Origin of the sequence: Chitinilyticum litopenaei DSM 21440 (genome assembly GCF_000428145.1) — a bacterium.
Classification (GTDB): domain Bacteria; phylum Pseudomonadota; class Gammaproteobacteria; order Burkholderiales; family Chitinibacteraceae; genus Chitinilyticum; species Chitinilyticum litopenaei.
Genome location: NZ_ATZJ01000031.1, coordinates 1 through 12,665, shown reverse-complemented (window position 1 = coordinate 12,665; position 12,665 = coordinate 1). Strand labels below are relative to the sequence as shown.

The window sequence follows — 12,665 nt, the reverse complement described above, 5'->3', positions numbered from 1 at the left end:
AGCAAAAACCTCAGGCTCCAGCTTATTTTCGCGACAGTGGGCCACAGAGGAAGCAAAGCCCTGAAAATGCAGAGGAGCTGCTCCCGCTTTTCTCTGTGATCTCTGCGCCTCTGTGGTTAATTTGGGTTTTGCTGAGAAGTCTTGCCAATGAGCCCGCACGATGGCCACGACGCCGGCTGGCTGTTCCGCATCCCGGCCGGCACGACAAGCGCCGACACCCCGGCGTAAAATCGGCCGATGCCCGAAATCCTCCCCCTTCTTTACCAGGACGAGCACCTCGTCGCCATCCACAAGCCCTCCGGCCTCTTGGTGCATCGCACCAGCCTCGATGCCTGGGAAACCCGCTTTGCCGTGCAGATCCTGCGTAATCAGCTGCGGCGCAGGGTTTATCCGGCGCACCGGCTCGACAAGGGCACGTCGGGCATCCTGCTGTTCGGCCTCACGCCGGAGGCCGGCCGCGCTCTGGCGATGGCCTTCGAGGCGCAGCAGGTCGACAAGACCTACCATGCGCTGGTGCGCGGCTGGCCGCCGGCCAGCGGGCTGATCGACCACGCGCTGGAGCGCAAGCTCGACGACGCGGAACTCTACGGCGGGCCGGTCCCGACCGGCGCACAGCCCGCGCAGACGCGCTACCGCACGCAGGCGAAGGTCGAGCTGCCCTGGCAGATCGACCGCTATCCGACGAGCCGCTACGCGCTGGTCGAGCTCGATCCGCTCACCGGCCGTCGCCACCAGCTGCGTCGCCATCTGAAGCACATCAGCCACCCCATCATCGGCGACGCGACCTATGGCAAGGGCGTGCACAACCGCCGCTTCACCGAGGAATACGGCAGCGAGCGCCTGCTGCTGGCGTGCACCGCCATCGCCTTCCCGCATCCGGCGAGCGGCGAGCGCATCGCGCTTGCCTGCCCGCTGGCCGACGAGTTTGCCGCGCTGTTGCGCCGCCTGCCCTGGCAGGACGGCGCCGCTGCCGCGCTGGCGCTGGCTGGCGAGCCGGCCGACAAGGACTGACATCCCGGCCAGAAATGCCCGGATTGGCCGCAATGCCGTTCGCCCAAGGCAAAGGCAAAACCCAACGCAGAGAAAAACAGCAGAGATTCTGCCTTTCCTCTGCGTCTCTGCGTTGAAGGGTTTTCGGTGCTTGTCCAGCAGGTATCCGGCCGGGCCGATACGCCGAGGCCGGCTTGCGCCGGCCTCACCCCTCAGATACCATACACCCTATCCAGCCACAGGCAATCAGCCCTTTTGGCTGCATGGCAATACCCTGTCAATCAACCGATTTGAACGCACCAGGGTTGACCAGTTTCCAGCCGTCGACCTTGCGGTTGAAAAAGCCGCCGTCGGTGTAGGCGCGGCGGATGCGGCCCTCGCGGCGCAGCTGCGCCAGACCCTTGGCGAGGGCAGTGTTGACCTTGTCGCCGACCGCGCCGGGCGCCACGAGGAAGTGCCGGCTGCCCGGCATCGCCACCTTCAGGCCCTGCACTGGCGCGAGGCGTATGCCGTCGACCTCGAAGGACATGTCCGGCGTGGGCTTGAACGAGGCCATGGTGAATTCGCCGCGTCCGCCCTTGATCATGCGGGCAATCATGGTGAAGGTCGGCGCGTCGGTGACGCGGGTGATGCCCAGGCCCTCCAGCGTGGCGATGTCGTTCTTCCACGCGCGGTTGGTCACCACCGTCAGCTTGCGCAATTCGTCGAGACTGGCCTGCTGCACCTTGCTGCCGGCCAGCGTGTAAAAGCCCACGACATACTCGCCCTCGCGGATCAGCGGCTCGGACAGCCGCGCCTGGCTGTCCTTGATGTCGGCGGCCCAGACGCTGGTACCGGTGGCGGTAATGCGGCCCTGCTCGACCTCGACCAGATTGCGCACATAGCTGTCGACCGGCACGAAATTCACCGCCTCGGCAAAGCCGCCCAGCCGCAATGCCTGCTGGAAGAGGATCATTTCCACGGTGTCGCGGCGCGCGCCGGGGCCGCTGTAGTCGCGGATCTCGTCTAGATTGCGCCCGGCGACCAGCTCGCGGTAATCGGTCAGCACATCCTGCGGCACGGCCACGTCGATCGCGGCCTGCGCCAGCAGCGGGCAGGTCAGGAAGCAGGCAAACAGCAAACTCAGGCAGCGGCGCATCGGCATGAGGGTCGGTCTCGTCGTTGGGTGTCGGCAACAATACTTACAGGCACTCCTCTTTGTACAGCATTGCGCGCGCCGTGCCGTGTTTTTTGCCGACGGACGCGCGCGCGGAAACGCGGACAAACGCATCCGGATGACTTTTGCGCGACGTCATGATGACGCGCATGTTGCAGCTGACAATTCGTGGTATAACCCCGCAACGCCACTCCCCCGACCGAGCACAATGGATCGCGGTTTCTTCATCATCCTGGGCGCGCAGTTCCTGTCTGCGCTGGCAGACAATGCGCTGTTCTTTGCGGCGCTGGCCTTGCTGAAAGAACAACATGCACCGGAATGGCATCTGTCGATGCTGCTGTGGTGTTTCACGGTCTCCTATGTGGTGCTCGCGCCCTTTGCCGGCTCCTTTGCCGACTCGATGCACAAGGGGCGCGCCATGATGATCTGCAACGGCATCAAGCTTGCCGGCTGTGTCGGCATGCTGGTCGGCGCACCGCCCATCCTGGCCTACGCACTGGTGGGCTTTGGCGCTGCGGCCTATTCGCCGGCCAAGTACGGCATCATCACCGAATACCTGCCCCATGAAAAACTGGTCGCGGCCAACGGCTGGCTGGAGGGCGCCACCGTCGGCGCCATCATCTTCGGCACGCTGCTTGGGGGCATGCTGGCCGGCGCCCAGGTCTCGTCCTGGCTGCAGCTTACGGTCCTGTCCCCGTATTTCACGGCCGCTGAATTCGCCATTGCACTGATCGTGCTGCTCTACCTCGCCGCGGCCTGGCTAAACATGTATGTGCCGCGCCTGAATGTCGTGCTCAAACCGCTGACGCTGCAGCCCGCGCGACTGATCGGCGAATTCTGGCATTGCGTGAAGCGGCTGTGGCAGGACCCGCAGGGCCAGCTGTCGCTGGGCGTGACGACGCTGTTCTGGGGCGCGGGCGCGACGATGCGCCTGGTCGTGCTGAACTGGGCCATCATCTGGCTGCACCTGTCGATGCAGCAGGCCACGCAGCTGGTCGCCATGGTGGCGCTGGGCATCGCTGCGGGCGCCGTGCTGGCCGGGCATTACATTCCGCTCAAGCGCGCGTTTCGCGTGCTGCCAGCCGGCACCATGATGGGTGTGCTGGTCATTATCATGCTCTTTGTCAACCAATACTGGCTGGCAGCCGTTCTGATGTTCGTCGTCGGCGTGCTGTCGGGCTTTTTCGTCGTGCCGCTCAACGCCATGCTGCAGCACCGCGGCCACCTGCTGATGGGGGCCGGCCATTCGATTGCCGTGCAGAACTTCAACGAAAACATCGGCATTCTGGTCATGGTGGGCCTGCACGCGCTGCTGGTGAAATATTTCAGCTCACCAGTGCCGGCCGGGGAACCCGAGATTGTGCAAACGATCTTTAAAGCCAGCGGCATGCCGCCGATGTACATCATCATTACCGGGTTCGGCCTGTTTGTGGCCGCGACCATGATCTATATTCAGCGACGCTACCGCCGGGGCGTCGCGGCGGGAATCATGCATGACTAAGCAAACCCTTGCTCTCATTCCGGCCAGCTTGATGCTGGCCTTTTCTTTGACCGCCTGCCAGAAAAGCGATGGCGCAGCGGACAGGAAGGCCCGCCCGCCAGCGACCGTCAGCACGGTCATCGTCGAGCGTCGCGACCTGCCGGTCGTGCTGGCGGCCGAAGGCCATGTCACTGCTGCCAACACGGTGGAAATCCGCCCGCAGCTCACCAGTGCGATCCGCAGCATCCATTTCCGCGAGGGCGATCTCGTCAGCGCCGGCCAGCTGCTGTTCACGCTGGACGCCGCCGACGAGGAAGCCGCACTGGCGCGCGCGCAGGCACAGCTGAAGCAGGTCGAGGCGCAGCTCAGGGAAGCCGAGCGCAACCTGGCACGCAGCAAAGAACTGGCCACCGCGCGCTTTTTGTCGGACAGCGCGGTGGACACCGCCGCCAGCAAGGCCGACACGTTGCGCGCCCAGCTGGCCGCCGCCCGCGCGGATGTCGATGCCGCACGCGTGCAGCTCGGTTTCACCCGCATCACCTCCCCCATCAGCGGCAAGGCCGGGCGCGTCGATGTGCATACCGGCTCGCTGGCCCAGCAAAATGCCGCCACCGCACTGGTCACCATCAGCCAGCTCGACCCGGTGCTCGTCGAGTTTTCGCTGCCCGAGCGCGAACTCGCCACCGTGATGCAGGCCCGCAAGGAGGGCAAGGTCGGCGTCACCGCCAGCACGGCAGGCGGCGTGCCCAGCCAGGGCGAGCTGAGCTTTATCGACAACAGCGTTGACCCCGCCACCGGCACCATTCGCCTGAAGGCGCGCTTTGCCAACGCCGAGCAGGCTTTCTGGCCGGGTCAGTTCGTGCGCGTCAGCGTCAGCGCCGGCCTTACCCCGAACGCCGTCGTGCTGCCGGCCGAAGCCGTGCAGACCGGTCCCGACGGCCGCTTTGTCTATCTGGTCGGGGCGGACAAGACCGTCAGCGCCAAGCCGGTGACGCTCCTGCGCCTGCAGGACAGGCTGGCGGTCATCGAAGGCCTGGCCGGCGGCGAAAAGGTCGTGCGTGACGGCGGCCAGAACCTGCGGCCCGGCGCCGAAGTGCAGGAAGCGGGCGCCACCGGCAAGAATGCCTCGGGCGCCAGCCAGTCCGCGAGGGCTGCGCGATGAATATTTCCGCCATCTGCCTGCAAAGGCCGGTCGCCACCATTCTGCTGTGGCTGGCGGTGAGCATCGCCGGCGTACTGGCCTGGTTCAAGCTGCCCATTGCCGCGCTGCCCACCTACGACACGCCAACCATCCAGGTCTCCGCCTCGCTGCCGGGCGCCAGCCCGGAAACCATGGCCACCTCGGTCGCTACGCCGCTGGAAAAGCAGTTTTCCACCATTCCGGGCCTGGCGCTGATTACGTCTTCCAGCACGCAGGGCAGCACCTCGCTGACGCTGGAATTCGACCCGGATCGCGACATCGACTCGGCAGCCGCCGACGTGCAGGCCGCGCTGTTTCGCGCCAGCCGCTCGCTGCCCGACGACATGACCAGCCCGCCGTCGTACCGCAAGGTGAATCCCGCAGATGCGGCCATCCTGCTGATCGCGCTGAATTCGCCATCGCTGAGCCTGGCAGAGCTCAACGACTACTCGGACAACCTGATCGCGCCCGCGCTCTCGACCATCAAGGGCGTCGCCCAGGTGCAGATCTTCGGGCAAAAGCGCTACGCGGTGCGCATCCAGCTGCGACCGGACCGCCTTGCCGCGCTGAACATCACGCTGGCCGAATTGTCGGCCGCGCTGCGCACGGCCAACGCCAATACGCCGATCGGCCAGCTCGACGGCACGCGCCAGACGCTGTCGCTGGAAACCGGCAGCGACCTGATGCGCGCCGCCGACTTCGCCAAACTGATCGTCGCCACACGCGACCAGCAGCCGGTGCGCCTCTCGGACATCGCGCGCGTCGAGGACAGCGTGGAAAACATCAAGAGCGGCAGCTGGATCAACGGCGAGCGCTCGATCATCCTGGCGATTCAGCGCCAGCCCGGCGCCAACACGGTGGCGACCGTCGACGCAATCCGCGACATCCTGCCGCGCCTGAAGGAGCAGCTGCCCGATTCGGTCGAGATCCGCGAGGTGAACGACCGCTCGGCATCGATCCGCGAAGCGATTCACGATGTGAACCTGACGCTGCTGTTGACCATCGCGCTCGTCATTCTCGTCATCCTGCTCTTCCTGCGGCGCATGTCGGCGACGCTGATTCCGTCGCTGAGCCTGCCGATTTCGCTGCTGGGCACCTTCGCGCTGATGCTGTGGATGGATTTCAGCCTGAACAACATCTCGCTGATGGGGCTGACCATCGCCGTCGGCCTGGTGGTCGACGATGCCATCGTGGTGCTGGAGAACATCATGCGCCACATCGAGGACGGCATGCCCCCCCGACAGGCCGCACTGCAGGGCGCGAAGGAAGTGGGCTTCACCGTCATTTCGATTTCGGTGTCGCTGGTCGCCGTCTTCATTCCCATCTTCTTCATGCCCGGCACCGTCGGCCGGCTGTTCCACGAATTTGCCTGGGTGGTATCGCTGGCCGTACTGATGTCGGCGATTGTCTCGCTGACACTGATTCCGCTGCTGGTGCCGCGCTTTATCCGCGACCATGCGCACGCCGGGCCGGAACCGCGCTGGAGCCGCTTCTCCGAGCACGCCTTCAACGGCCTGCTCAATCTCTACACGCGCACGCTGGATCGCGCGCTCGCGCACCGCAACTGGATCCTGCTGCTCGCCGTGGCCACCTTCGGGCTGACCGCCTGGCTTTACATCGCTTCGCCCAAGGGTTTTTTCCCGCAGGAAGACATCGGCCAGATCCAGGCCACCGTGCAGGGCCCCGAGGACGTCGCCTACGACACGCTGCTGACGGTGCAGCAGCGCATCGCCGAACGCGTGCGCCAGGACCCGAATGTCGCCTATGTCGCCTCCAGCCTGGGCGGCTCGGGCAATAGCGGGCGTCTCTTCATCACGCTGAAACCGCGCAGCGAGCGCGCCAAGATGGAAGGCGTGCTCGCCAGCCTGCGCCGCGCCACCGGCGGCGAACCCGGCTTCAGCGTGTTCTTCCGCCCCACGCAGAACCTCAGCATCGGCGGGCGCACCAGCAACAGCAAATACCAGTACACGCTGCAATCGGTGAATTCGTCGGAGCTCGACCAGTGGGTCGAGAAGCTGCAGCGCGAGCTGCGCAACAGTCGCGCCATCACCGACATCAGCTCGGACTCGCAAAAGCGCGGCCTGCAGGCGCGGCTCTTCATCGACCGCGACAAGGCGGCGCTCCTGGGCGTGGACATGCAGTCGCTGCGCGACACGCTGTACGCCGCCTATGGCGGGCGCAAGGTCAGCACCATCTACGCGCCGCAGGACAGCTACTCGGTGATCATGGAGCTGGAAGACCGCGACCGCCGCGACGAAAGCGACCTGGCCCGCCTGCAGGTGCGCAGCAGCTCCGGCGCGCTCATTCCGCTGTCGAGCTTCGTGCGCATCGAGCGCACGGTTGCCGCGACGACGATCAACCACCAGGGCCAGTTGCCGGCGATCACGCTGTCGTTCAACCTGGCCGATGGCGCCTCGCTGTCGGATGCGGCGGCCGACATTCGCGCCGCCAGCGCAAGCATCGGTCTGCCGCCCTCGGTGTTCGGCGCCTTTGCCGGCGAAGCCGCCGTGTTCCAGTCCTCGCAAACCAGCCAGCTGTGGCTGATCGCCATCGCCATCGCGGTGATCTACGTGATCCTTGGCGTGCTGTACGAAAGCTGGATCCATCCGGTGACCATCCTGCTGGGCATCCCGTCGGCGGCGGTGGGCGCGCTGCTGGCGCTGCGCCTCACTGGGCTGGAGGTCAGCTTTATCGCGATGATCGGGATACTGCTGCTGGTCGGCATCGTGAAAAAAAACGCGATCATGATGATCGACTTCGCGCTGGAAGCGCAGCGGGCTGGCGCAACTCCGGAAGCCGCGATCCGCGATGCCTGCCACAAGCGTTTCCGGCCCATCATGATGACCACACTGACAGCGATCGTGGGCGCGCTGCCCATCGCGCTGGGCCTGGGCGCCGGGGCCGAACTGCGCATGCCGCTGGGGGTCACCGTGGTGGGCGGGCTGATCTTCTCGCAGCTGATCACGCTCTACATCACGCCGGTGATCTACCTGACCTTTGACCGGCTGGGCAAAACGCAAAAACTGCAAGAGGTATAAGGCCACAACCCATTCAAGAAAAGGGCTTTCAGAACATACCCCCATAGAACTGGATTTTCACCTCCTGCCAGACTCGCTCATGCCAGCCATGGCGACACCCGATTAGCAAGACTTGTCAGCAAAAACCAAATCAACCACAGAGGCACAGAGCACACAGAGAAAGCGGGGGCAATAGGCATTGCTCTGGGTTTTGCGTTCTCTGTGCGCTCTGTGTCTCTGTGGTGCAATAGGTCTTTGTGGTTCCTGATTAGGTAGCCAGCGCTGCAACTCGTCATGCCGGCGAGGCCGGCATCCAGAGCGACGCTCAAACAGGCATTGCAGCTGGATTCCCGCTTTCGCGGGAATGACGAATTGTACTTTGCTGAGGTAGCTACCTAATCAGCTTGTGGTTTGCTGACAAGGATTTTCAATCAAGTGGCGGCATGAGTGAGTCTGCGCCCCGGCTAGCCCGAAAGGACTAGTCCTGACGCATAAGCTGGCCGCAGACCTTGGCCGAGGTCAATTTCTTGCACGCGGCGCCCCCCTAGCATGACTGCATTCCCGGCCGTTTTCCTGCCGGATGGAGCATGCAGCATGGCAAAAACCCGCCTTATCGTCGTCGGCAACGGCATGGTCGGCCAGCGTTTTCTCGAGGAACTGTGCGAGAAAGGCAACCCGGCCGCCTTCGACATTACCGTCTTCTGTGCCGAGCCGCGCGTCGCCTACGACCGCGTGCACCTGTCCTCCTATTTCTCGCACCACACCGACGAAGACCTGTCACTGGTCAAACCAGGCTTTTTCGAGAAGTACGGCATTTCTGTTCTGGTCGGCGAGGCGGTCAAGCAGCTCGATACCGCGCAAAAGCTCGTGCACTCGAACAAGGGCAAGACAATGGCGTACGACAAGCTGGTGATGGCCACCGGCTCGTCACCGTGGGTGCCGCCGATTGCCGGCAGCGCGCACCACGAATGCTACGTCTACCGCACCATCGAAGACCTGAACGCCATCGAAGCCGCCGCCAAGCAGGGCAAGAGCGGCGTGGTGATCGGCGGTGGCTTGCTGGGGCTGGAAGCCGCCGGCGCGCTGAAGGCGCTGGGACTGGATACCCACGTGGTCGAATACGCGCCGGTGCTGATGGCCGAGCAGCTGGACCGCATGGGCGGCGAGATGCTGCGCCGCAAGATCAATTCGCTGGGCGTGTCGGTACACACCAGCCGCAATACGGTGAACATCGCCATGCACGGCGGGCGCACCGGCCTGCACCGGCTGAACTTTGCCGACGGCAGCACGCTGGATACCGATGTGATCGTCTTTTCCACCGGCATCCGGCCGCAGGACACGCTGGCGCGCTACAGCGGGCTGTTTGTGTCCGAGCGTGGCGGCATCGTCATCAACGACCAGTGCGTGACCAGCAATCCGGACATCTACGCGATTGGTGAATGCGCGTCGTGGCACGGCCAGTATTTCGGCCTGGTGGCGCCGGGCTACAAGATGGCGCAGGTCGCCGCCGACCACCTGCTTGGCCGCAAGGAATTGAACTTCACCGGCGCGGACATGAGCGCCAAGCTGAAACTGCTGGGCGTGTCGGTCGGCAGCATCGGCGATGCGCACGGCAGAACGCCGGGCAGCCGCAACTACATCTTCCAGGACGACCAGGCGGGCATCTACAAGAAAATCGTCGTCTCGCCCGATGGCACGAAACTGATCGGCGCGGTGCTGGTCGGCGACGTCGACGACTACGGCCAACTGCTGCAGATGAAGCTCAACGATCTGCCGGTGCCCGAACACCCGGATACGCTGATCCTGCCTTCGTATGCCGGCGCCAAGCCGGCGATGGGCGTCGATGCACTGCCCGCTTCGGCCGTAATCTGCTCCTGTTTTGACGTGAGCAAACAGCGCATTGCCGATGCGGTCGCCGCCGGCTGCCATACGGTGGCAGCGATCAAGGCGGAAACCGGCGCCGGCACCGGCTGCGGCGGCTGCGTGCCACTGATTGCCCAGGTGCTCAATGCCGAGCTGGCCAAGCAGGGCATCGAGGTGAAAAATCACCTGTGCGAGCACTTCCCGCACTCACGCCAGGAGCTGTTCCACCTGGTGAAAGTCGGCGGCCTGAAGACATTCGGCGAAGTGATTGCGAAACACGGCCACGGCTATGGCTGCGAGGTGTGCAAGCCGACCGTTGGCTCGATCCTGGCGACGGTACACAACGACTACATCCTCAAGCCCGAGCACACCCCGCTGCAGGACACCAACGACGTGTTCCTTGGCAATATGCAGAAGGACGGCACCTATTCGGTCATCCCGCGCATGGCCGGCGGTGAAGTTACCCCCGAGGGGTTAATGGCGGTAGCCCAGGTAGCGAAAGACTTCCAGCTGTATACCAAGATTACCGGTGCACAGCGCATTGGTCTGTTTGGTGCGCACAAGGGCGATCTGCCGGAAATCTGGCGCCGGCTGATCGACGCCGGCTTTGAAACCGGCCAGGCCTACGGCAAGTCGCTGCGCATGGTGAAAACCTGTGTCGGCAGCACCTGGTGCCGCTTTGGCGTGCAGGATAGCGTTGGCCTGGGCGTCGAGCTGGAGCACCGCTACAAGGGCATCCGCACACCGCACAAGATGAAATTCGGCGTATCCGGCTGCACCCGCGAATGTGCCGAAGCCCAGGGCAAGGACGTCGGCATCATTGCTTCTGATGCCGGCTGGAACCTGTTTGTCGGCGGCAACGGCGGCGTGAAGCCGCGCCACGCCGACCTGCTGGCCTCCGACCTGGATCATGAAACCCTGCTGCGCTATCTCGACCGCTTCCTGATGTTCTATGCGTCAACCGCCGACAAGCTGCAGCGCACCGCGACCTGGCTGGAAAGCCTCGACGGCGGCATCGACTACCTGCGCGAAGTGATTGTCGATGACAAGCTCGGGCTGGGGGCGCAGCTGGAAGCCGACATGACCGAAGTGCGCGCCAAATACGAATGCGAGTGGAAAGCGACCGTCGAAGACACAAGCCAGCACGCCCGCTTCGCCCACTTCATCAACAGCCCGGTGCATGATCCGAACGTCGCGTTTGTACCCGCACGCGAGCAGCACCGCCCGGCCAGCCCGGCGGAACGCAGGATCATCCCGATCAGGCCGGTCGAAACTGTTTGAAAACCGATTCACCACAGAGGCACTGAGTGCACAGAGAAAACCCGGAGAAATTTGGCGCAATTATTGCCCTTCTCTGTGTTCTCTGTGCCTCTGTGGTTCAAAAATGGAAAGCACATAATGACCTGGACTACCGTTTGTGAACTCGACGCCATCGTCCCCGGCACCGGCGTGTGCGCGCTGGTGGGCGATGCACAGATCGCCATCTTCCGCCCGCATGCGGATGACACCGTCTACGCCATCGCCAACATCGACCCCTTCGCCGAAGCCAGCGTGCTCTCGCGCGGGCTGATTTGCGAGCATCAGGGCGAGCTGTGGGTGGCCAGCCCGCTGAAAAAACAGCGCTTTCGCCTGCGCGACGGCCTGTGCCTGGAAAACCGCGATTACTCGGTGGCGAGCTATGCCGTGCGGGTCAGCGAGGGGCATATCGAAGTCCAGAACTGATGCGCATGGGCAATGGTGAAGATGCACCATCGAGCCGGTGCATGGCTAAGCGCAGTTTGCCGCCATCCAGCAGCCATCGGCTTTGTGCCCGCGCGCTTCCCGCATGGAATTTTCGCAGTGGCCGCAGGCACACTGGCTAGCGGGTATGCCGGAGCAACTGTCTCAGCTTGCCGCTTGCATTCGCCAGCGCGGCTTGCGCCAAAGGGTTAGCGAGCGCAGCAACCACTCCGCAGGGCCATAGGCGAAGCGGGAAACCCAGAATCCGGACAGGATGAGTTGCAGCAACCAGACTGCCACAGCCAAGGCCAGGATGGCCAGCGGTGACCAGAGACCGATCTGGCCAGCCCCCCAGCCGGTAAAAATCAGCGCGCCGATCAGGGATTGTCCGAGGTAGTGCGTCAAGGCATGGCGGCCGGCAGGCGCCAGCGCCGCTTCCAGGCGGGCGCCGCGGGCCGTGTGAAAACTCCACAGCAAGGCCAGCACCCATGCGGCACTGAGAAAGGGTGCTGTCGCGAGGTCAATGGCCAGGGCAAACAAGGCCTGATGCTCGGTAGTCGCCTGGCGCTCCAGGTGCACATAAGCCAGCGCCCCCAGCAAACCCGGGGCGAGCATCCGGAAGAACGCCCTGCGCAGACGAAGCGGATCAGCGGCAAGGCGATTCAGAAAGCCGGACTGGCCAGCCGCGAAACCCAGCAGGAAGCAGGCAAAGGCGCAAGGTGCCTGTATCAGCAGCAACACCAGCGCGATGCCCTGTTCGATGTCGCGCACGTGTTGCCCGATCACGGCCTGCGGGCTCCCCTGATAGGCTGCGGTGGCGGCGCTTGCCTGAGCATTGAGGGCGGCGACATCCATCGTTTGCGGGGCCAGGCTGCTCAGTGCGGCAAGCGCGGCCCAGGCCAGCACGGTAAACAGCCACAAGCCCAGAGCGAGTTTCAGCGCAGTACGGGGCGCAATGCCGCGCAGGCAGAGCAGCGCAGCACCGAGCAGGGAATAGGTAAACAGAACCTGATTAGCAAGCCCTCTCAGCTTTCTTACGTAGCCACAATTCTGTCTTTGGGCCGCAAGCCACTACCGCCAGTAGTAAGCGTTCAGGCAAGGCATCCAGCCGGAAGCGGCGGTTGAAACGGTAGGCGATGGCGGCCAGGTAACGATCAGCGTACTTGCCGAAGGCAAACGCATGGTAAGCGCCCGAGAGCGTCATCTTGACATTCCCGAGCACGGTGTTGATCCAGTAAAACTCCGGCAAGTCCTTCGGTT

The 12,665-nt window shown here is 64.1% G+C and carries 9 protein-coding genes; 6 read left to right on the top strand and 3 right to left on the bottom strand.

What is annotated here, in order from left to right; translation table 11 throughout:
* The first annotated feature begins 237 nt into the window (after window positions 1–237).
* Window positions 238–1,011, top strand: a complete 774-nt coding sequence (locus C515_RS20780) for a pseudouridine synthase (RefSeq protein WP_245575028.1) — start codon at window positions 238–240, stop codon at window positions 1,009–1,011.
* A 256-nt stretch (window positions 1,012–1,267) separates the two neighbouring features.
* Here the strand turns inward: C515_RS20780 and C515_RS0111845 are convergent, their stop codons facing one another.
* Entirely contained in the window at window positions 1,268–2,134 is an 867-nt protein-coding gene (locus C515_RS0111845; protein WP_028455711.1) for a hypothetical protein, read from the bottom strand.
* Between the two features lie 220 nt (window positions 2,135–2,354).
* Here C515_RS0111845 and lplT point away from each other — a divergent pair, with 220 nt between their 5' ends.
* The 5 genes from lplT (at window position 2,355) to nirD (ending at window position 11,408) form a co-directional block, all read left to right on the top strand.
* The gene (gene lplT, locus C515_RS0111835) at window positions 2,355–3,647 is read left to right on the top strand and encodes a lysophospholipid transporter LplT (RefSeq protein ID WP_028455710.1); all 1,293 of its coding nucleotides are present in this window, start codon (window positions 2,355–2,357) and stop codon (window positions 3,645–3,647) included.
* On the top strand, window positions 3,640–4,788 hold the full coding sequence (locus C515_RS20775) for an efflux RND transporter periplasmic adaptor subunit (RefSeq protein WP_081686924.1): 1,149 nt from the start codon (window positions 3,640–3,642) through the stop codon (window positions 4,786–4,788). Before lplT ends, C515_RS20775 begins: the two co-directional genes overlap by 8 nt.
* Complete coding sequence (locus C515_RS0111825) at window positions 4,785–7,844, top strand: efflux RND transporter permease subunit (RefSeq protein WP_028455709.1); 3,060 nt, start codon at window positions 4,785–4,787, stop codon at window positions 7,842–7,844. Before C515_RS20775 ends, C515_RS0111825 begins: the two co-directional genes overlap by 4 nt.
* Before the next feature lie 573 nt (window positions 7,845–8,417).
* The gene (nirB, locus tag C515_RS0111820; RefSeq protein WP_028455708.1) at window positions 8,418–10,967 is read left to right on the top strand and encodes a nitrite reductase large subunit NirB; all 2,550 of its coding nucleotides are present in this window, start codon (window positions 8,418–8,420) and stop codon (window positions 10,965–10,967) included.
* A gap of 117 nt (window positions 10,968–11,084) precedes the next feature.
* Window positions 11,085–11,408 carry a nitrite reductase small subunit NirD gene (nirD, locus tag C515_RS0111815; protein WP_028455707.1) on the top strand — a complete coding sequence of 108 codons (324 nt, stop codon included), beginning with the start codon at window positions 11,085–11,087 and terminating at the stop codon, window positions 11,406–11,408.
* 162 nt (window positions 11,409–11,570) lie between these two features.
* Here nirD and C515_RS20770 read toward each other — a convergent pair whose 3' ends face one another.
* Both C515_RS20770 and C515_RS20765 read right to left on the bottom strand, forming a co-directional pair.
* Window positions 11,571–12,326 (bottom strand): DUF418 domain-containing protein, encoded by a 756-nt coding sequence (locus C515_RS20770; protein WP_051304879.1) that lies wholly within the window; start codon window positions 12,324–12,326, stop codon window positions 11,571–11,573.
* Between the two features lie 91 nt (window positions 12,327–12,417).
* Window positions 12,418–12,665, bottom strand: a 248-nt coding sequence (locus C515_RS20765) for a transposase (protein WP_043649277.1), incomplete at its 5' end; no start/stop codon positions are given.